16 protein-coding genes and 1 pseudogene are annotated in these 20527 nt (G+C 71.9%); 10 read left to right on the top strand and 7 right to left on the bottom strand.

What is annotated here, in order from left to right; genetic code table 11:
* The first annotated feature begins 25 nt into the window (after window positions 1-25).
* Together FM112_RS01360 and FM112_RS01355 are read left to right on the top strand one after the other, a co-directional pair.
* The gene (locus FM112_RS01360; protein WP_087002483.1) at window positions 26-1528 is read left to right on the top strand and encodes a SulP family inorganic anion transporter; all 1503 of its coding nucleotides are present in this window, start codon (window positions 26-28) and stop codon (window positions 1526-1528) included.
* Between the two features lie 69 nt (window positions 1529-1597).
* Entirely contained in the window at window positions 1598-2863 is a 1266-nt protein-coding gene (locus FM112_RS01355) for a threonine/serine exporter family protein (protein ID WP_087002481.1), read from the top strand.
* A gap of 32 nt (window positions 2864-2895) precedes the next feature.
* Here FM112_RS01355 and guaD read toward each other — a convergent pair whose 3' ends face one another.
* From guaD to FM112_RS01335, 4 genes are read right to left on the bottom strand one after another with little or no spacing between them, the layout of a single operon-like run.
* The gene (guaD, locus tag FM112_RS01350) at window positions 2896-4185 is read right to left on the bottom strand and encodes a guanine deaminase (protein ID WP_087002479.1); all 1290 of its coding nucleotides are present in this window, start codon (window positions 4183-4185) and stop codon (window positions 2896-2898) included.
* Complete coding sequence (gene xdhC / locus FM112_RS01345) at window positions 4182-4994, bottom strand: xanthine dehydrogenase accessory protein XdhC (RefSeq protein ID WP_087002477.1); 813 nt, start codon at window positions 4992-4994, stop codon at window positions 4182-4184. The genes guaD and xdhC overlap by 4 nt, the downstream gene beginning before the upstream one ends.
* The gene (xdhB, locus tag FM112_RS01340; RefSeq protein WP_087002475.1) at window positions 4991-7327 is read right to left on the bottom strand and encodes a xanthine dehydrogenase molybdopterin binding subunit; all 2337 of its coding nucleotides are present in this window, start codon (window positions 7325-7327) and stop codon (window positions 4991-4993) included. The genes xdhC and xdhB overlap by 4 nt, the downstream gene beginning before the upstream one ends.
* Window positions 7324-8847: a xanthine dehydrogenase small subunit gene (locus FM112_RS01335; protein WP_087002474.1), complete on the bottom strand. Its 1524-nt coding sequence runs from the start codon at window positions 8845-8847 to the stop codon at window positions 7324-7326. The genes xdhB and FM112_RS01335 overlap by 4 nt, the downstream gene beginning before the upstream one ends.
* A gap of 334 nt (window positions 8848-9181) precedes the next feature.
* Here FM112_RS01335 and FM112_RS01330 point away from each other — a divergent pair.
* The 3 genes and pseudogenes from FM112_RS01330 (at window position 9182) to FM112_RS01320 (ending at window position 12201) form a co-directional block, all read left to right on the top strand.
* Window positions 9182-10097: pseudogene (locus FM112_RS01330) on the top strand (ABC transporter ATP-binding protein).
* Entirely contained in the window at window positions 10094-11707 is a 1614-nt protein-coding gene (locus FM112_RS01325; RefSeq protein ID WP_087002472.1) for a hypothetical protein, read from the top strand. The pseudogene FM112_RS01330 and the gene FM112_RS01325 overlap by 4 nt, the downstream one beginning before the upstream one ends.
* Window positions 11704-12201 (top strand): GbsR/MarR family transcriptional regulator, encoded by a 498-nt coding sequence (locus FM112_RS01320; RefSeq protein WP_140400528.1) that lies wholly within the window; start codon window positions 11704-11706, stop codon window positions 12199-12201. The genes FM112_RS01325 and FM112_RS01320 overlap by 4 nt, the downstream gene beginning before the upstream one ends.
* A 206-nt stretch (window positions 12202-12407) precedes the next feature.
* Here the strand turns inward: FM112_RS01320 and nrdF are convergent, their stop codons facing one another.
* A complete protein-coding gene (gene nrdF, locus FM112_RS01315) occupies window positions 12408-13433 on the bottom strand; it encodes a class 1b ribonucleoside-diphosphate reductase subunit beta (RefSeq protein ID WP_087002468.1) in 1026 nt (341 codons plus the stop codon).
* Complete coding sequence (nrdI, locus tag FM112_RS01310; protein WP_254910318.1) at window positions 13430-13900, bottom strand: class Ib ribonucleoside-diphosphate reductase assembly flavoprotein NrdI; 471 nt, start codon at window positions 13898-13900, stop codon at window positions 13430-13432. The genes nrdF and nrdI overlap by 4 nt, the downstream gene beginning before the upstream one ends.
* 382 nt (window positions 13901-14282) lie before the next feature.
* Between nrdI and FM112_RS01305 the strand changes: the two genes are divergently transcribed.
* The 5 genes from FM112_RS01305 to FM112_RS01285 all read left to right on the top strand — a co-directional run bounded on the left by FM112_RS01305 (window position 14283) and on the right by FM112_RS01285 (window position 19797).
* A complete protein-coding gene (locus tag FM112_RS01305; protein WP_087002466.1) occupies window positions 14283-16121 on the top strand; it encodes a phosphoenolpyruvate carboxykinase (GTP) in 1839 nt (612 codons plus the stop codon).
* 154 nt (window positions 16122-16275) lie between these two features.
* Entirely contained in the window at window positions 16276-17220 is a 945-nt protein-coding gene (locus FM112_RS01300; protein WP_087002464.1) for a metal ABC transporter solute-binding protein, Zn/Mn family, read from the top strand.
* Window positions 17217-17963 carry a metal ABC transporter ATP-binding protein gene (locus tag FM112_RS01295; protein ID WP_087002462.1) on the top strand — a complete coding sequence of 249 codons (747 nt, stop codon included), beginning with the start codon at window positions 17217-17219 and terminating at the stop codon, window positions 17961-17963. The genes FM112_RS01300 and FM112_RS01295 overlap by 4 nt, the downstream gene beginning before the upstream one ends.
* Entirely contained in the window at window positions 17960-18895 is a 936-nt protein-coding gene (locus FM112_RS01290; RefSeq protein WP_087002460.1) for a metal ABC transporter permease, read from the top strand. The genes FM112_RS01295 and FM112_RS01290 overlap by 4 nt, the downstream gene beginning before the upstream one ends.
* Window positions 18892-19797 carry a metal ABC transporter permease gene (locus FM112_RS01285; RefSeq protein WP_087002458.1) on the top strand — a complete coding sequence of 302 codons (906 nt, stop codon included), beginning with the start codon at window positions 18892-18894 and terminating at the stop codon, window positions 19795-19797. The genes FM112_RS01290 and FM112_RS01285 overlap by 4 nt, the downstream gene beginning before the upstream one ends.
* Here FM112_RS01285 and FM112_RS01280 read toward each other — a convergent pair.
* Window positions 19781-20458 carry a metal-dependent transcriptional regulator gene (locus tag FM112_RS01280; RefSeq protein WP_087002456.1) on the bottom strand — a complete coding sequence of 226 codons (678 nt, stop codon included), beginning with the start codon at window positions 20456-20458 and terminating at the stop codon, window positions 19781-19783. The two genes, FM112_RS01285 and FM112_RS01280, sit on opposite strands and share 17 nt — an antisense overlap.
* Between the last annotated feature and the right edge of the window lie 69 nt (window positions 20459-20527).

Genomic DNA, 20527 nt, shown 5'->3' with positions numbered 1-20527 from the left:
GTCGACGCCAGCTGGAGGAACCCCGATGACCGAAGTGCGTCCCGCCCGGGACGACCGCGCCCGCTACCGCCCGAACCCCTCGGTGTGGACGGCGCTGCGCTCCCCGCGCCTGCTCACCCGCGAGGCGCTCGCGGGCCTCGTCGTCGGGCTCGCGCTCATCCCCGAGGCCATCTCCTTCTCGGTGATCGCGGGCGTCGATCCCAAGGTGGGCCTGTTCTCCTCCTTCATCATGGCCGTCTCCATCGCCGTGGTCGGCGGCCGGCCAGCGATGATCTCCGCCGCCACCGGCGCGGTCGCGCTCGTGATCGCCCCGGTGATGCGCGACCACGGCTTCGACTACTTCATCGCCACGGTGCTCCTCGCCGGCGTCTTCCAGATCCTCCTCGCGGTGCTCGGCGTCGCCAAGCTCATGCGCTTCATCCCGCGCAGCGTCATGGTCGGCTTCGTCAACTCCCTCGCGATCCTCATGCTCATCGCCCAGCTGCCGCAGCTCATCGACGTGCCCTGGCTCGTGTACCCGCTCGTCGCGCTCGGCGTACTCATCATCTGGGTGATGCCGAAGGTCGTGAAGGCCATCCCCGCACCGCTCATCGCGATCATCGTCATCACCTGCATCGTCGTGTTCTCCGGCTTCCAGGTGCCCACCGTCGGCGACCAGGGCGAGCTGCCGCGCAGCCTGCCCGCCCTCTTCATCCCCGACGTGCCGATGACCTGGGAGACGCTCGGCATCATCGCGCCCTTCGCGCTCGCCATGGCCCTCGTCGGGCTCATGGAGTCGCTCCTCACCGCGAAGCTCGTCGACGACATCACCGACACCCGCTCGAACAAGACTCGCGAGAGCTGGGGTCAGGGCGTGTCGAACCTCATCTCCGGCTTCTTCGGCGGCATGGGCGGCTGCGCGATGATCGGGCAGACGATGGTGAACGTCAAGGCCTCCGGCGCGCGCACGCGGCTCTCGACCTTCTTCGCGGGCGTCTTCCTGCTCATCCTCGTCGTCGCGCTCGGCGACCTCGTGTCGATGATCCCGATGGCCGCGCTCGTCGCCGTCATGCTCATGGTCATCGCCGCGACCTTCGACTGGCACAGCATCAGCCCCGCCACGCTCAGGCGGATGCCGCGCAGCGAGACCGCGGTGATGCTCGTGACCGTCGCGGCCGTGGTCATCACCCACAACCTCGCGGTCGGCGTCGTGATCGGCGTCTTCGTCGCCTCGGTGCTGTTCGTGCGCCGCGTCGCGCGCTTCGCCAGCGTCGAGCGCACGGTGGCCGACGGCGTCGCCCGCTACCGCGTCAGGGGTGAGCTCTTCTTCGCATCGAGCAACGACCTCACGACGCTGTTCGAGTACCGCGACGACCCCGAGCGCATCGTCATCGACATGAGCGAATCCCACATCTGGGACGCCTCCACGGTGGCCGCCCTCGACGCGATCGTCACCAAGTACGAGCAGCAGTACGGCAAGCGCGTCGAGATCGCCGGCATGAACCGCTACACCGAGGCCTTCCACACGCGGCTGACCGGGAACCTGTAGCGCTCGCCTACGCTGGAGTCGTCGGCCCCGGGGCCGCATCCTTTCGGTTCGAGCAGCAACGGAGTCCGGATGACCGACGTCGAGATCCACCAGCGCCTCGAGCTGCTCCTCGGCCTCGGCCTCGGATTCCTCGAATCGGGGCAGTCCACGGGGCAGACGAGCCGCACGCTCGCGGCCTGCGCCGAGGCGCTCGGCCTTCCGGACGCGCAGCTCGACATCCTCGGCTCGCGCGTCACGGTCGAGCACATCTCCGCCGACGGCGCCGTGTCGCACGCCCGGGGCAGGGCCTCCTCGATCGACGTCATCGACAGCGCGAGGCTGCGGGAGCTCAGCCGGGTCGTCCTCGAGATCGAGCGGGGCGAGGCCGATCCCGAGCGGACGACGGCCCGCATCGAGCGCATCCGCGCCTCGCGCACGCCCTGGTGGTGGTCCACCGCGGGCCTCGTCATGCTCGCCTTCTTCATCAGCCTGCAGGTCGGCACGGGATGGGACGCCTGGCTCACGGCGGCGGGCGTGCAGCTCGTCTCGGCGACGGCCGCGGCGCTCGCGGGCCGCTTCGGCATGCCGAGGCTCTTCGCGGCCACGCTCCAGACGGTGCTGAGCGGGCTGGTCGCGATCCTGCTCGCCGACGCTGGCCTCGTGCAGCCCGCCGGCGCGGCGGCCGCCCTCGCCGTGGCCTGGCTGCTGATCCTGCCGCTCCCGCAGCTCATCGAGGCCATCACCGACGCCGTGGAGGGGGAGTACGTCGCCGCGCTCACCCGCATCGCGAACGTCGGGATCACCGCCGGCGGCATCGTCATCGGCGCCTCGGTGGTGCTCTACGTGGGCGGGGCGCTGGATCTCGCCCACTCGGGCGCGCTCGAGCTGCCGGACATGCCCTGGTACCTCGGCCTCGTCTTCGCCGCGCTCGGCGCCATCGGCAACGCGATCGCCAACGGCGGCCAGGCCTCGCTCATCCTGCCCGCCGCGATGCTCGGCGTCGTGACGAGCGCCTCGAGCCAGCTCCTCCACCTCACCGACCTGCACCCGGGCTGGGCGAACTCGATCGCCGCCGTGCTCCTCGGCTTCGTGGCGGTGTTCCTCGCCGGCTGGATCAAGTACCCCTATCAGGTGCTCGCGCTCATGGGCATCACGGGCGCGCTGCTGCCCGGCATCACGGTGTTCCGCGGCATCCTGCGCGAGATGTCGGGGAGCTCCGGCGTCGAGTTCTTCGCGCAGGCCGGCACCACCTGCGTCGGGCTCGGCGTGGGGGTCGCGTTCGGCGTGTACTTCGCGGTGCTCACCAGCGCCAAGCGCGTCCGCGCCCAGGTCGCCCCGCCCGTACGCCGGCGCTGAGGGCGCGGCGCGTCGGCGGCCCCGCCGCGCGCTCAGCGACGCCGCGACACCTCCCGGCCGTCGACCCACACGCGGGCCGCATCGGCCGGGGTGCCGAGCGCGAAGAGCTTCGCGAGCGCATCCTCGTCGCTCAGCGCGTGCCGCAGACCGACGTCGAGCGGCTCGCCCGGTTCCGGGCGCACCCACACCGCGTCGAAGCGCTTGCCCGTCGAGAGATCGCCGACGGCATCGCCGAGGCCGAGCGATTCGGCACCGGCGGCGGTGACCAGATGGAGCAGGTGCGCCGCGGCGAGGGGCACGCCGTCGGGCGCGAGCCGCTGCAGGAAGTACGCCTGCACCCCCTCCTTGAACATCGAGAAGCCGGTGCCGGCCCCCACATCGGTGCCCATCGCCACGCGCACGCCGTGCTCGAGGTGCCTGCGCAGGGGGAAGATCCCGCTTCCGAGCCCCGCGTTCGAGGTCGGGCAGTGGGCGACCGCCGCGCCGGTCTCGCCGAGCAGCGCCAGCTCGGCATCCGTGGGATGCACGTCGTGGGCGAAGACCGTGCCGCGGCCCACCAGCCCCGCTCGGGCGTAGACGTCGAGGTAGTCGCGCGCCTCCGGGAAGAACCCTGCCACCGCGGCGATCTCGTCGAGGTTCTCGTTGAGATGCGAGGTGACCAGGACACCGGGCGCCTCGTCGAGCAGCGCCGCGTCGCTCTCGAGCAGCTCGGCGCTCGCCGAGTACGCGAACCGGGGCGTCACGGCGTAGCGCAGCCGACCGGACCCGTGCCAGCGCTGGATCAGGCGGCTCGCCTCCTCGTGGGACCGCTCGGGCGCGGTCAGCAGCGGCTCCGGCAGGTTCCGGTCGCTCGTCACGAGTCCCGAGGCGATCCGCAGCCCGACTCGATCGGCCTCGGCGAACAGCGCGTCCACGGCGGCGGCGTAGTGCGAGCCGAACACCAGCGCCGTGGTCGTGCCGCTGCGGGCCAGGCCGGTGACGAACTCGGCGGCGACCTCGCGGGCGTACCCCTCGTCGGCGAGCCGCATCTCCTCGGGGAGCGCGCACCGGTCGAGCCATTCGAGCAGCGGCCTGCCGAGGTGGCCGATCGCCCGCACCTGCGGGAAGTGCACGTGCGCGTCGACCATGCCCGGGATCAGCAGCCCCTCTCGGAGGTCCACGACCCCCGCCTCGGGCCACCGTCCGCGAACCCGGCCGAACGGCCCGCGCTCGAGGATGCGGCCCTCGTCGACGACCAGCGCGGCATCGGCCTCGGCGCGGAGGGCGCCGCCCGTGAACGGGTTCTCCGGGGTGTCGAACACCGTGGCGCGGTAGATGATCATGGCGTCGCTCCGTTCGCTGCGGGGGAGTGGATGCGCCGCAGCAGCGCCGCCGCGACGCCGACTGCGATGGTGGCCGGCTGCTTGCCCGGCAGGTCCGGGATCCCGATCGGGCATTCGATGGAGTCCACGGCCTCGGGCGGATGCCCGCCCTCGACCAGGTGCTTCCGGAAGCGCCGCCACTTCGCCGAGGAGCCGATGAGGCCCACCGATCCGAGATCGGTGCGGCGCAGCGCGGCGTCGCACAGGTGCAGATCCTCGGCGTGGTCGTGCGTCATGATGAGCACGTGGCAGCCCGCCGGGAGCTCCTCGACCACCGCCTCGCCCAGCACGGCGCGGTGCACGCGAACCGTCGCCGCGCCGGCGTCGAGGGCCCGCGCCTCCTCGAGCTGCTCGGCGCGGGAGTCGCTGAGGAGCAGATCGAGCTCCTGCCGCGACAGGATGCGCGCGAGCTCGAGGCCGATGTGCCCGACGCCGAATACGGCCACCGAGGGCCGGACGAGCAGGGGCTCGAGCAGGATCGTCACCTCGCCCCCGCAGCACTGCCGTCCGTGCCGCGCCGGGGCCCGCTCGTTGAGCCGCAGCTCCAGGGTCTCGGGCCCGCCGCCGCCCTCGGCGAGGAGCTCCCTCGCCCTGGCGAGCGCCGTCATCTCGAGGTTGCCGCCCCCGATGGTGCCGAAGGACTCCTCCGCGGTGGCGACCATCTTGGCCCCGGCCTCGCGCGGCGCGTGCCCCCGGCGGGCGACGAGGGTGATGAGCACCGCCGCCCGCCGCCGATCGCGCAGCGTCAGCAGGGCGTCGAGCCAGCTCATGACGCGCTGCCGCGGGCGGCCTCGACCGCCCAGAAGACCGCCTCGGGCGTCGCGGGAGAGGCGAGCTCCACGCACGCCCCGGGGCGTGCGAAGGCGGCCACCGCCTGGCGCAGCGCCTCGCGCACCGAGAACGCCAGCATGAACGGCGGCTCGCCCACCGCCTTCGAGCCGTACACCGCGCCCTCCTCGTGCGCCTGGTCGAGCAGCGACACGGTGAACTCCTCAGGCATCTCCGAGAGGCTCGGCAGCTTGTAGGTGCTCGCGGCCTGCGTCGCGAGGCGTCCGCGGCTCGGCCCGTCCGCCGTATCCCAGCGCAGGTCCTCGAGCGTGAGCCAGCCGGCGCCCTGCACGAAGCCGCCCTCGATCTGCCCGAGGTCGATGAGCGGGGAGAGCGAGTCGCCGACGTCGTGCACGATGTCCACCCGCCGCAGCCGGTAGGAGCCGTCGAAGCGGCTCACCTCGACCTCGCTCGCCGCCGCGCCGTAGGCGAAGTACTTGAAGGGCTCGCCCCGCATCGTGGAGGCGTCCCAGTACAGCCCCTCCGTGCGGTAGAAGCCCGCGGCCGAGAGCTGCACGCGCTGCATGTACGCCAGGGCGACGACCTCCTCCCACGTGAGGGTCCCGGCGGAGCCGAGCGCCGTGACCGTGCCGCGGGAGAACCGGACGTCCTCCGGGCTCGCACCGAGCCGCGTCGCCGCCACCGTCGCGAGGCGCTCGCGGATCTGCTCGCAGGCGTGCTTGACGGCGCCGCCGTTGAGGTCGCTGCCGGAGCTCGCGGCGGTGGCGGAGGTGTTCGGCACCTTGTCGGTGCGGGTGGGCGCGAGGCGCACCGCGTCGAGCGGCACCCCCAGCGCCGTCGCGGCCACCTGCAGCATCTTCGTGTGCAGCCCCTGCCCCATCTCGGTACCGCCGTGGTTGACGAGCACCGAGCCATCCTTGTAGACGAGCACGAGCGCGCCGCCCTGGTTGAACGCCGTGAGGTTGAACGAGATCCCGAACTTCACCGGCGTGACCGCGAGCGCGCGCTTGCGGTGCTCGTTCCGGGCGTTGAAAGCATCGATCTCGGCCTCGCGGCGCTCGACCTCGGCCGATTCGAGCAGCTGCCGCCAGGCCGTCTCCAGGCGATCGGCGTGCCGCACGGGTTGGAGGTAGGGCGTCGTCTGCCCGGGCCGGTAGAAGTTGCGACGGCGCAGCTCGCGGGCGTCGATGCCGAGCCGCTGCGCCGCCCGGCCCAGGATCTCCTCGATGACGAGCATGCCCTGCGGACCGCCGAAGCCGCGGAACGCGGTCTGCGAGGTCTTGTGGCACTTGGCGATCCTGCCGTGCACGGCGATGTTCGGGATCCAGTAGGCGTTGTCGACGTGGCACATGGCCCGGGCCAGCACCGGCTCGGAGAGGTCGAGGCTCCAGCCGCCGTCGGCGGTGAGGGTGACGTCGAGCGCGGCGAGGCGCCCGTCGCGGGTGAAGCCCGCGCGCCATGCGGAGTGGAAGCCGTGCCGCTTGCCGGTCATCGTCATGTCCTGGGTGCGCGAGAGCCGCACCCGCACCGGCCGGCCCGTGAGCCTGGCGCCGAGCGCCGCGACGGCCGCGTATCCGTGCGGCTGCATCTCCTTGCCGCCGAAGCCGCCGCCCATGCGCAGGCACTGCACCGTCACCTCGTGCGCGGGGATGCCGAGCACGTGCGAGACGATGTCCTGCGTCTCGGTGGGATGCTGGGTGCTGGACTGGATGAAGACCTGCCCGGCCTCGTCGATGTGCGCGATCGAGGCCTGCGTCTCCAGGTAGAAGTGCTCCTGGCCCGCGAACTCGAACTCGCCGTCCAGCACGAGGTCCGATTCCGCGAATCCCGCCTCGAGGTCGCCGCGCGCCATCGTCGGGCGCGCGCCGTGGAAGCTCCCGGCGGCGATCGCCTCGGGCACCGTGACGAGCGCGGGCAGCGGCTCGAGCCGCACCTCCACGGCCTCGGCCCCGAGGCGCGCGGCCTCGGGGGTCTCCGCGAGCACCCAGCACACCGCCTGGCCGTGGAACATGACCTCGTCGACGGGGAAGAGCGGCTCGTCGTGCTTGGCCCCGGCGTCGTTGACGCCCGGGACGTCCTCGGCGGTGAGCACGCGGATGACGCCCGGCACCTCGAGGGCCGGAGCGGTGCGCAGGTCGAGGATGCGGGCGTGCGCCCGGTCCGCCTGCACCGGATGGGCGTGCAGCGCCCGGGGCATGCGGCCGACCAGGTCGTCGGTGTAGAGGGCTCGCCCCGTGACGTGGAGCGCGGCGCTCTCGTGCGGGATCGTCTCGCCGACGACGGGAGCGTCGGGGCGCTGGGAGAGGGAGGTCATCGGGTCGCCGCCTTCCGGCCGGTCGGGCGGAATCCGGGCGGGATGCTCCGCGGCGCGCCGTCGCGCCCGCCGAGCTCGTCGAAGAGCCGCTCCGGCGAGGTGCGCAGCACCGCCGAGCGGTACTCCGCGCTGGCGCGATGGTCGGTCATTGGCGTGCCCTCGCCGGCCAGCACCGGTGCCGCGGCCCGGATCGTGTCGAGCGACCACGGGCGCCCCTCGAGCGCGTCCTCGGCGGCCCTCGCCCGCAGCGGCGTGGCGGCGACGCCGCCGAGGCCGATGCGGGCCTTCGCGATGCGGCCGTCCGCGCCGATCTCGAGCGCATAGGCCACGGCCACGCTCGAGATGTCGTCGAAGCGCCGCTTGGCGATCTTGTGGAAGGCGGTGAATCTGCCGAGCGGCCGCGGGATGCGGATCGCGGCGATGAGCTCGTCGGGCCGGCGGACGGTCCGGCGGTAGCCGGTGAAGTACTCGGCGAGCGGCACCTCCCGCTCGCCGTCCGCGGAGGCGAGCACGAGGGACGCCTCGAGGGCGAGCAGCACGGGCGGCGAGTCGCCGATGGGCGAGCCGGTGCCGAGATTGCCGCCGAGCGTCGCGCTGTTGCGGATGAGCCGCGAGGCGAACCCGGGGATCAGCCGGTCCAGGAGGGGCACGCGCCCCGCGAGCCCCCGCTCGATCTCCGAGAGCGTGAGCGCCGCGCCGAGCTCGATCGCATCCTCGCCGCAGTGCAGGCCGCGCAGCTCTTCCAGGCGGTCGACGGCGAGGACGGAGCGGGCGCGGCGGCCGCGGATGCCGACCTCGACGCCCCAGTCGGTGGAGCCGGCGACGATCGTGGTGTCGGGCTCCTCCCGGAGGATCGCGAGGGCCTCCGCGAGCGTCGACGGGCGGCGGAAGCGGCGGCCGTCGGCCGAGGCGTCGGTGCGTGCCGGGGGAGGGGCCGGGCGGGAGCGGCGCGCGGCGAGCGGGTCGTCGTCCTCGGGGAGCCCGAGTGCGCAGGCGGCGTCGCGGATGGGCCGGTAGCCCGTGCAGCGGCACAGGTTGCCGGACAGCGCGTGCAGGTCGAAGCCGTTCGGGCCGTGCTCGGGCGTCGCCCCGCCGTGCTCCCCGGCCTCCTCGTCTTCTGCACGCTCCGGGCGGTAGAACTCGGCCGCCATGCTGCAGATGAAGCCGGGCGTGCAGTAGCCGCACTGCGATCCGCCGCGCACGGCCATCTCGTGCTGCACGGGATGCAGCCGCCCGGCATCGCCGAGGCCCTCGGCGGTCACGATCTCCTGGCCTTCGAGCGCCGCGGCGGGCACGAGGCAGGCGTTGATCGCGGTCCACCGGGTCGTCTCGCCCTCGGGGCGGGCGACGAGGATCGCGCAGGCCCCGCACTCGCCTTCGGCGCAGCCCTCCTTGCAGCCGGTCAGCCCGTTGCGGCGGAGGAAGTCGAGGGCGGTGGTGTGCACCGGCCCCTCGAGCTCCAGGGCGGAGCCGTTGATCAGGATCCTCCCGATCGCGGCGTGGTCTGCAGTCGAGCTCATGAATCAGCACCTCCGGCGACTCCTCGCTGAGCCGCTTCGCGCATGGTTGGCAACGGTGATGTTCCGGGACGGCTGGTTATCCATGCGAACAGCCGTCGGGAACAGGATAGCCGTGAAGCCTCCCTGCGGACTCGGACTCGCGGGCGCGGGCGCGCGCAGGTGCGGACGCGGGCGCAGATGTGGCGCTCGGGCGGCATCCAGGCCGGGAGCCCCTGCCATCGGTGCGCCCGATGCGCATTCCGGATCGCGGGCACATGCTCCATGCCTCCAATATTGGGGATCGCACTTAAATCACTTATTTCATAAATCAGTGAAATTAGCTAGAGTGGTCGACATGACTGCTGTCGTGCGCGTCCGAGGGCTGGAGAAGAGATTCGGGTCGTTCCGCGCGCTCGACGGGCTGGATCTCGAGGTCGATCGCGGGGAGGTGCACGGATTCCTCGGGCCGAACGGCGCGGGCAAATCCACGACGATCCGCGTGCTGCTGGGGCTCTACCGCCCCACCGGCGGCAGCGTCTCGCTCTTCGGGCGGCGCCCGTGGGAGGACCCGGCCGGCCTGCACCGGCGACTTGCCTACGTCCCCGGCGATGTGCATCTGTGGCCGTCGCTCACCGGGGGCCAGGCGATCGATCTGCTCATCCGCCTGCGCGGGGGCGACGTCGCGGGCTCGGATCGGGAGCGGCTGATCGAGGCGTTCGAGTTCGACCCCTCCAAGCGGATCCGCACCCTGTCGAAGGGGAACCGGCAGAAGGTCGCGCTCATCGCGGCGTTCGCGCTGCCGGTCGAGCTGTACATCCTCGACGAGCCGACCTCGGGTCTCGACCCGCTGATGGCCCGGCGCTTCCAGGCGGAGGTCGCCCGGGTCGCGCGCGAGGGGGCCTCGGTACTGCTTTCCAGTCACATCCTCGCCGAGGTCGAGGAGCTCGCGGATCGACTCTCCATCATCCGCCAGGGGAGGCGAATGGAGACGGGCACGCTCGCCGAGCTCCGGCATCTGACCCGTTCCGCGTACGAGATCCCCGAGATCCTGGACGCGGGTGCACGCGCTCGGCTCGAGGCCATCGCCCACGACGTCGTCGAGTGGGAGGGGGCGGACACGCTTCGCGGTCGAGCCCGGTGCCACCGCCGCGGTGCTGGCCCTGCTCGCCGAGGCGGGCATCGCGGGGCTCGCCGCGCAGCCGCCGTCGCTGGAGGAGCTCTTCCTGCGCCACTACGGCGATGCGCCCGGCGGCGGAGGGCGAGCCGCGTGACCGGGGCCGTGCTGCTGACCCGGGCGGCCCTGCGCCGGGACCGCGGCCGGCTGCTCGTCTGGGCGATCGGCCTGCTGGCCTTCGCCGCGGTCTGCTCGGGACACGTGACGAGCGGCTTCGATGAAGAGGCGCTGCGCGCGGCCTCGCTGCGCGCGGCGATCGACACGCCGGCGCTGCTGGTAGGACGCGGTCTGCCGATGGGCACGTCGCACGGCGCGTTCCTCTTCTACACCTACGGGGTGCTGCTCGCGAACGCATTCGCGCTGTTCGCCGTGCTCTTCACGATCCGCCACGGCCGTGCCGAGGAGGAGGACGGCAGCCGGGAGCTGCTGCGCGCGGCCGCCATCGGCAGGCTCGCCGCCCTCGCGGCAGCGCTGGCGGCGGGCGCGGCGGGCGTGCTGCTGCTCGCCGTCGCCATGGCCGCCGGCCTGGTCCTGGGCGGAGCCGAGCCGGGCGGGGCCCTGCGCGCCGGGATGGTCTGCGGACTGGTCGGCGCGGTGTTCCTGCCGCTCGGCGCGCTCGCGGGGCAGATCGCGCCCACCGCTCGGGTGGCCGCCGCACTCGCCTTCGCGGCGATCATCGGCTTGTTCGCCGTGCGGGTCGTCGCGGACCTGCAGGCCGAGGTCGACCCGGACACCCTCATCGGCGCCCCGGCGGCATCGGCCTGGCTCTCGCCGTTCAGCCTCGCGGGCCTCGCCGACCCGTTCGGAGCCCTCGCGCCGGGGCCGCTCGCCGTACTCGTCGCGGCGTCCTCGGCGGGGGCCGCCGTCGCCCTCGCCGTCGAGCTGCGGCGCGAGTTCGGCGGATCGCTCCTGCGTCCTCGGCGGGGTCCGACGCACGCACCGGCCGGGCTGCGCGGTCCGCTGCGGATCGGCCTGCGGCTGCAGCGGAGCGCCCTCCTCGCGATGGCGGCGGCCGGAGCCGTCGTCGGAGTCTTCGTCGCGCTCATGGCGGGCTCGGCGATCGACGCCGAGCGGGCTCCCGGCCTCGAGACGGCGATCCGCGACGTCGTCGGCGGCGGCGGACCACTCTACGACCTGCTCCTGGGCTATGTGATGGTGCTCGTGGGGGAGTGCGCGGCGGTCGCCGGCGTCCTCGCGCTGCTGCACGCTCGGCGCGAAGAGGTCGTCGGGAACGCGGAACTCGTGCGCGGGGCCGCGGTGGGGCCCGTCCGCTGGCTCGTCTCGGCACTGCTGGCCGGCGTGCTCGCGATCCTGCTCTCCCTCGCGTCCTCCGCGCTGGGTTCGGCGGCGGTGTACGTCCTCCAGGGTCGGAGCGGCGGAGCGGTGGCCGAGGTGCTCGGCGCCACGGCGGCGCAGCTTCCGGCGGCGCTCCTCTTTCTCGGTATCATCGCACTCGTGTTCGCAGCCCTGCCGCGGTTCACCGGCGGCATCGCCTGGGCCGTCCTCGCGCTCGGCGTCGTCCTCGCCGAGCTCGGCGGGCGTCTCGGGCTGCCGGCCTGGGTGCTCTCGCTTTCGCCCTTCCTCCACAGCCCGCTCGTCACCATGCCCGATCCCCGATGGTCGGGCGCCGTCTGGATGACCGGAGCGGCCCTCGCCGCGGCCGCGGGCGCCGTCGCAATCCACCGCAGAAGGGACCTCGACCCGTGAACGATGAACCCGCCGACAGCGTGCCGGAGGAGCCGGCCGAGCGGACGCCCGACGAGGAGGCCGGCCGCTATGCCGATGGGCTCGCGGCGCTGCTCGACACCGCAGGTTTCCCACGGATGCCGGCGCGCGTGCTCATGGCGCTCCTCACGAGTCCCGAGGGCGCATCGACCGCCGAGCGGCTCAGCGAATCCCTCTCCGCGAGCCGAGCGGCGATCTCGGGCGCGACCCGATATCTCGAGTCCGTCCAGGTGATCCGCGTGGACTCGATGCCCGGCAGTCGGCGGCGGATGTATCGGATCGCGCCCGAGTGGTACACGGTCACCCTCACCCGGCGCTCCCTGTATCGGGAGTTCGCCGAACGGGCGAGCCGTCGCCCGCCCGGCCTGGAGCCCGGGACCGAGGCCGGAGACCGCGTGCAGGAGATGGCCGACTTCTACGCCTTCCTCGACCGGCGCTTCCCGGAGCTGCTCGAGGAGTGGCGGGCGCAGCGCTGAGCAGCACGCGGCCGGGGGAGTCCGCACGGCCGGAGCGAGCTCCGGCCGTGCGGGAACGGCCACGATCTTCAGCGGGAAGCCGACCCTGCGCGGGGAGCGCGTCGTCCTGCGGCCGATCCGCTCGGATGACGCCGGCGCCTCGACGCGATCTTCAGGCGCGGCCCCGAGGTCGCGATCCGATACATCCGCCGCCGCTGTCGGCCGGGTCAGAAGTCCCAGTCCCCGTCGGCGGTATCCTCGGCCTTGCCGATGACGTACGAGGAGCCGGAGCCCGAGAAGAAGTCGTGGTTCTCGTCCGCGCCGGGCGCGAGCGCGGCGAGGATCTCGGGATTCACCTCGGTCTGGTCGGCCGGAAACCGCGACGGGTAGCCGAGGTTCATGAGCGCCTTGTTCGCGTTGTAGCGGACGAACACGGCGACGTCGTCCATGAGCCCGAGCGGCCGGTAGAGCTCGCCGGAGTACGCGAGTTCCAGGGCGTACAGCTCCTCGAGCAGCGCGAAGGTGAACTCGCGCATCTCCTCCCGGCGCTCCGCGGAGCATCCCTCGAGCCCGCGCTGGTATTTGTAGCCGGAGTAGTAGCCGTGCACGGCCTTGTCGCGCAGGATGAGGCGGATCATGTCCGCCGTGTTCGTCAGCGTGGCGTGTACCGAGAAGTGCAGCGGCAGGTAGAACCCGGCGTAGAGCAGCAGGGAGGAGAGCAGGGTCGAGGAGACCTTGCGTTTGAGGGGGTCCTCGCCGTAGTAGTGCTGCAGGACCCGCTTGGCGCGCTCCTGCAGCAGATCGTTCTCGACCGCCCAGCGGTAGGCGTCGTCGATCTCCGGGGTGCTGGTCAGGGTGGAGAACACCGAGGAGTAGGAGCGGGCGTGCACCGACTGCATGAAGGCGATGTTCGTGTAGACGGCCTCCTCGTGCTCGGTGCGGGCGTCCTGGATCTGGCAGATCTCGCCGACGGTGGCCTGCACGGTGTCGAGCATGGTCAGCCCGGTGAAGACGCGCATCGTGAGCGTCCGCTCCTCGGCGCGCAGCTGCTGCCAGGCGGCGAGGTCGTTGGACAGCGGCACCTTCTCGGGCAGCCAGAAGTTCGCGGTGAGGCGGTTCCAGACCTCGAGGTCCTTCTCGTCCTCCACGCGGTTCCAGTTGACGGGGCGCAATCGCACCGCGGGATCGCGCCGGTAGGCGGGCGGGGTAGCCGAGTACGCGGCGATCGGGCGGTCTGCTCGGGTTTCGGTCATCGAAGCTCTCTTTCGTGATGACGGCGGATGGGTGAAGCGGTTGCGGCCTCGAGCTCGGTCCAGAAGCGGTCGAGGCCCGCGTCGACGGCGCGGACGTCTCGCTCGGTGCCGAGCAGCTCGAAGCGGTAGAGCTCGGGCACGCCGCACTTCTGGGCGATGACGGGGCCAGCGAGGCAGTAGTGCTCGCCGAAGTTCGTGTTCCCCGCGGTGATGACCCCGCGCAGGAGGCGACGGTTCCCGGGGTCGTTGAGGAAGGTCTTCACCTGCTTCGGCACGGCGCCCGAGGGCGCGCCGCCCCCGTAGGTCGGGACGACGAGCACGTACGGGCGATCGACGCGGATCATGCCTTCGAGGCGCGGGCGCAGCGGGATGCGCAGGGCCGGCCGCTCGAGTCGTTCGACGAATCGTCGGGTGTTCTCGGAGACGCTCGAGAAGTACACGAGGTCGGCGGAGCCGCACTCCGCCACCGCCCGGAACTCGACCGGGGTCCGGCCCCCGCTCGTCTCCTCCGCGCCCCGACGCGCCGTCGGCCGTTGATCGCTCCGCATGTCGCTCCCGTCCTCGAGCTCGCACCACAAGATGTTGTGCCCGCTGTTCTTTTCAAAGCCGTATCTAGTAATAACACTGATGCGATTCATTTTCTACGAGCTGACAAGCTTGCAACTACGTCATGCCGAAGTTATGGTGATCGTGCGGTTGGACGCCGCTGCGTGCGACGGCCGAGCAGAGTGGACTCGTGATTCTCGGTGCCAATGGGAATGCCGTCCGCGCCCGGCGAGCCGTGCATGAGCGCCTCCGCGGCCGAGCTCGGCCGCGGAGGCGCTCGACATCTCGAAGAAAGGTCGTGGAATGGAACCCAGCGTTGAGGATGCGCTCGACGAGGCGGGCGTGGAGAACTCCGCGATCCGCAGGTTCGTCGAGGAATGGGCGAGGATCACCGAGCCGGACGCCGTCGAGGTCATCGGGGCCGGGGACGACGGCCGCCTCATCCGGGAGGCGCTCGAGGCCGGAGAGCTGCTCCCCGCCGGCGAGGGGCGGTATGCCGCGCGCTCGCACCCCAAGGACACCGCCCGTTCGGAATCGCGAACCGTGGTCGCCACCGCGGATGAGGCCGACCGCGGCGTCTACAACAACTGGCGCCCCTCGGCGCAGGTCGGGCCGGAGCTCGTGGAGCGCATGCGCGGCGCCTCGGCGGGGAAGACCATGTACGTCGTGCCCTATCTGATGGCCCCGCCCGGCTCGCCGCTGCAGGAGTACGCGGCCGGGGTGGAGCTCACCGACGACCGTCTCGTGGTGCTGCACATGATCCGCATGGCGAGGGTCGGTCTCCACCTGCTCGAAGCGCTCGACGACCCCTCGTTCTTCGTGCGCGGGGTGCACGTGACGGGGGATCTCGACGCGCACCGGCAGGGGACGGAGGACGATCGTCGGCTCTTCGCGACGATCGCGGACGAGCGACTCATCCTGCACTACGGCTCCGCCTACGGCGGCAACGCGCTGCTCGGCAAGATCGCGCACGCGCTGCGGCAGGCCTCCTACGACGGCTGGAAGAGCGGCCGCTTCCTCGCCGAGCAGTTCATGCTGCTCGGGATAGTCGACACCGTCACGGGGGAGAAGTACCACGTGGCCGGAGGCTTCCCGAGCGCATCGGGCAAGACCAATCTCGCGATGACCCTGCCGCCCGAGGGGCTGGGGGAGCGGTACCGGGTGGAGTTCTACGGAGACGACATCGTCTGGCTCTGGCCGGGCGAGGACGGCCGCCTCTACGGCATGAACCCGGAGCACGGCGCCTTCGGCGTCGCCAAGGACACGAACGAGCGGACGAATCCGGTCGCGGTCGACGCGATCGGCGAGGGCACGGGCGTGATCTTCACGAACGTCGCGCGGAACGAGCGCACGGGCGAGGTCTGGTGGGAGGGTCGCACGCCCGAGCCGCCCGCGGATGCCGAGGGGTGGCTGGACTGGACCGGGGAGCGCATCGCGGATCGGCCGGCCGCGCGCCGCGGCGACGCCTGGGCGCATCCGAACGCCCGGTTCGCGACCGCGCTGTCGAACGTCCTGAACGTGGCGGCCGATGTCGACCGGCCGGAAGGCGTGCCGATCGACGCGATCATCTTCGGCGGGCGGACCCGCGACCGCGAACCCCTGATCCGGGCCATCACGGACCTCGCCGAAGGCGTGTACGACGGGCTCACGCTCGGCGCGGAGGCCACCTTCGCCGCGGAGGGGCTGGACGGCCGACTGCGCTACGACCCGATGTCGATGCGGCCCTTCCTCTCGTATCCGGAGGCCGAGTACGCGGCGCATTGGCTCGACGTGCTCGGGACGCTCGAGCGGCCGCCGATCTTCGCCCATGTGAACTGGTTTCAGCGGCACCCGGACCACGGCGGCTTCCTCTGGCCCGGATACCGCGAGAACCTTCGCGCGCTGCTGTGGCTCCTCGATTACCGCGAGGGCCTGGCCGAGGGCGCGCCTACCGCCGTCGGCGTGCTGCCGAAGCGGGAGGAGCTGCCGCTCGCCGGCCTGGAACTGCCGGAGGGCGACCTGCGGCGCATCCTCGAGATCGACGAGGGGCGCTGGCGCGAGGAGCTGCGGAACCGCGAGGCGCACCTCGCGCAGTTCGTCGGGCTGCCCGCGCAGATCCTCGCGGCGCATCGGCGGGTCGAGGCGGCGCTCGAGACGCCGTGACCCGGTGATCGGCTGTGGCGGATCGGCCGCGGACGTATCGACAATGTTGCAACTACGTCTCAACAAACATACAGTTATGCCCATCCTGAGCGTCGAACTCTGGAGGGCGCTTCATCACGTCGGGCGATGCCCGTAGCAAAGGGGAACCACACACATGCATGCACGTTTCAAGGCGATCACCGGGCTGACCGCGGCAGCCGCGCTGCTGCTGGCCGGCTGCTCGGCCGACCAGGGCGAGGCCGGCGGGGACGACGCGCTCACGGTGTACGCCACCACCGGCTATCTCGCCGACGCCGTCGCGAACATCGCGCCCGACGCGGAGGTCACCACGATGGTCGGCCCGGGCGGGGATCCGCACACCTACCAGCCCTCGACGCAGGACATCGAGACCATCCAGAACTCGGACGTCGTGCTCTGGAACGGCCTGCACCTCGAGGCGCAGATGATCGACCAGCTCGAGAGCCTGGGCGACAGCCAGCTCGCCGTGGGCGATCAGCTCCCGGAGGAGCTCCTGCTCGACTGGCCCGAGACCGACGACGAGGGCAACCCGCTGCACGACCCGCACGTGTGGAACAGCCCCGAGGCGTGGTCGCTCGTGGTCGGCCACGTCGCCGACAAGCTGGGGGAGATCGACCCGGACAACGCCGAGGAGTACCGGTCGAACGCCGAGGCCTACCAGGCCGAGATCGAGACCGCGGCGGCCGAGGCCGAGACGCTGCTCTCGGCGGTGCCGGAGCCGCGCATCCTCATCACCGGGCACGACGCGTTCAACTACTTCGGCGACACCTACGACCTCGAGGTGCACGCGACCGACTTCGTCTCGACCGAGGCGGCGCTGAGCGCGGAGGAGCTCTCGGAGCTCGCCGACCTCATCGCCGACAACGAGGTGCCCGTGATCTTCCAGGACAACCAGGCGAACCCGCAGGCGATCACGAGCCTGCAGGAGGCCGTCCGCGATCGCGGCTGGGAGGTCGAGATCTCCGACGAGGAGCTCTACGCCGACTCCCTCGGCGCGGAGGAGGGCGTCGACACCTACCTCGGCGTCTTCAGCCACAACGCCCAGGCCGTCGCGGATGCGCTCGGGGACGACGCGGAATGACGGATCTCGCCTGCCGCACCGAGAACCTCGGCGTCGCCTATCGCGCCGAGCCGGTGCTGCGCGCCGTGGACTTCCGCGTTCCCCAGGGCGTGGTGATGGGCATCGTCGGGCCCAACGGGGCGGGGAAGTCCACGCTCATCAAGGCGATGCTGGGCCTCGTGAAGCCGCTGACCGGCACCGTGGAGTTCTTCGGAGGGCCGCTGTCGCGCGCCCGCGGCCGGGTGGGCTACATGCCGCAGTCCACGAGCGTGGACTGGGATTTCCCCACCACGGTGCTCGACGTCGTGACGATGGGCACCTACGGCGGCCTCGGGTGGATCCGCCGCCCGGGCCGCCGGGAGCGCGCCCGCGCACTCGAGGCGCTCGAGCAGACCGGGATCGCCGATCTCGCCCCGCGGCAGATCGGCGAGCTCTCGGGCGGTCAGCGGCAGCGCGTCTTCCTCGCGCGCACCCTCGTCCAGGCCCCGGACCTCTACTTCATGGACGAGCCCTTCCAGGGCATCGACGCCAAGAGCCAGCAGGCGATCGTCGACGTGCTCCACTCGCTGCGGGAGGCGGGCAGGACCGTGGTCATCGTGCATCACGACCTCGCCACGGTCCGCGACTACTGCGACCACGTCACGCTGCTCAACCGCGGCATCGTCGCGAGCGGACCGGTCGACGAGGCCTTCACCCGAGAGCACATCCGCGCCGCGTACGAGGTCGCCGCGGGCGACGAGGCCTTCCTCGAGTTCACCGCATGAGCCCGCTCGACTTCTTCGACAACCACACCTACCGGATGGTGTTCTTCGGCACCGCCGTGATCGGCCTGGTCGCCGGGGCGCTCGGCAGCTTCGCGTACCTGCGCAAGCAATCGCTCATCAGCGACGTCGTCTCGCACGCGGCGCTGCCCGGCACGCTGATCGCCTTCCTCGGCGCGGTCGCGGTGCTCGGCGTCGACGGGCGGAACATGGTGGCGCTCATCCTCGGCGCGGTGGTGATCGGCACGATCGCGGTGCTCTTCGCCAACGGGGTCGCGCGCACGTCGAAGATCCGCATCGACACGGCGATGGCCGTCTCGCTCGCGATCTTCTTCGGCGCGGGGATGCTGCTCATGCGCATCATCGCCAACGGCGCGTTCCCCGGCAAGGGCGGCATCCAGGACTACCTGTTCGGCAACGCGTCGACCATCACGATCGCCGACCTGACCACCAGCGTCGCCGTCGGCGGTCTCGCGCTGACGCTCATGCTCCTGTTCTGGAAGGAGTTCGCCCTGCGCACCTTCGACCCGGACCACTCGAGCGTGCTCGGGTTCGGGGCGCGCGCCGTCGACACGCTCATGTTCGCGACCATCGTGATCGCGACCGTGATCGGCGTGAAGGCGGTCGGGCTCGTGCTCATGGTCGCCTTCGTCGTGACCCCGCCCGCGGCGGCGCGCCAGTGGACGCGGACGCTCCCCGGCATGGTCGCGCTCTCGGCGCTGTTCGGCGGCCTCGGCAGCGGCCTCGGCGCCTACCTGTCGATCGCGATGGGCAAGGTGCCCACGGGGCCCCTCATCGTCCTGACGCTGTTCGCGATCTTCCTCGTCTCGCTGCTGTGCTCCCCGCGCCGCAGCCTCGTCACGCGGCTGCTCGGCCGGCGGCGCGCCCGCGCCGCGCTCAGGCACGAGCTGCTGCAGGAAGGAGCGGCCCGATGAGCTTCCTCCTCGGCACCTCGCTGCTCGCCGTCGTCACCGCGCTCGCCTGCGCGCTCCCGGGCGCGTTCGTCGTGCTCCGCAAGAGCTCGATGCTCGTGGACGCGATCAGCCACGCGGTGCTGCCGGGCATCGTGGTCGGCTACTTCTTCACCCGGAACCTCGACTCGCCGCTGCTCATCATCGGCGCGGCGCTCGCCGGCCTGGTCGTCGTGCTCGGCGCCGAATGGCTGGGCCGCACCGGCCTCATCACCGGGGATGCGCCGCAGGGGCTCATCTTCCCGGCGCTGTTCAGCATCGGCGTCATCCTCGTCACCCTGAACTTCGCGAACGTGCACCTCGACACGCACGCCGTGCTCGTGGGCGACCTCAATCTCGCGGCCTTCCGGCAGCTGTCCGTGGGCGGCGTGTCCATCGGACCCGAGTACCTCTACGTCATGCTCGGCGTCCTGCTGCTCGACATCGCCTTCCTCGCGGTGTGTTACCCCAGGCTCAAGGTCACCACCTTCGACCCGCAGTTCGCGGAGAGCATCGGCATCCGCTCGGGTGCGCTGAACACGGCGTTCATGTTCATGGTCTCGCTCACCGTCACCGCGGCGTTCAACGCGGCCGGAGCCATCCTCGTGATCGCGCTGATGATCGTCCCGCCGGCGACGGCGTACCTGCTCAGCAGCCGGCTCTCGACGATGCTCGTGCTCACCGCGGCGATCGCCGCCGGCGGGGCCCTCGCCGGCTTCTGGATGGCCTACGCGCTCAACGCCGCGACCAGCGCCGGGATGGCGGTGTTCTACGGCGCCGTGTTCGTCGTGGTGCTCCTCGCGAACCGCATCGCGCAGGGCCGCAGGCGCTCGGCGTCCCGGGAGCCCTCCCTCGCAGAGGCGGTGCGGGCTACGGCCGAGGCGTGACCCACACGGCGCCGGTGGCCGAGCGCCCGAGGGGGAGCGGCTCCTCGCGGCCGTCGAACACGAGCCCGACGGCATCCGAATACGGCGCGCCGGCCCGCACCTCGAGCACGGTGCCCACGCCGATGCCGTGGCCGGCGAAGAACTGCAGCAGCTCGGGGTCGTCGTCGGCGAAGCGCTCGACCGTGCCGCGCCGGCCCGGCGAGAGCTCGGCGAGGCGAACCGCGTCGGGCTTCGCCACCGTGCCGTCGGCGCGCGGGATCGGATCGCCATGGGGATCGCGCTCGGGGTGGCCGAGCAGCTCGTCGATGCGCTCGATCATGAAGTCCGAGGCGGCGTGCTCGAGGGTCTCCGCCTCGTCGTGCACCTGGTCCCACCGGTAGCCGAGGGACTCGACGAGGAAGGACTCGATGAGGCGGTGCCGGCGCACCATCGCGACCGCGTAGGCGCGCCCCTGCTCGGTGAGCGTGACCGCGCCGTAGGGCGCGTGCTCGAGGTAGCCCTGATCGGTGAGCTTGCGGACCGCATCCGAAGCGGTCGAGAGCCGCACGCCGACCCGGGCGGCGAGCGTGGTGGGGGTGACGGGTTCGTCGGACCACTCCTGGAGGCTCCAGATGGCCTTCAGGTAGTTCTGATTGCTCGTCGACAGGGAGGTAACCGACATGCTCGAAGGCTACCAAAGCCCGGAGTTCGGCCCGCCGTAGTCGGCCCCGCGCGCGGGATGGCAAGCTGG

This window comes from Gulosibacter sp. 10 (assembly GCF_900163695.1).
GTDB lineage: Bacteria > Actinomycetota > Actinomycetes > Actinomycetales > Microbacteriaceae > Gulosibacter.
This window is presented reverse-complemented; position numbering and strand designations above follow the sequence as displayed.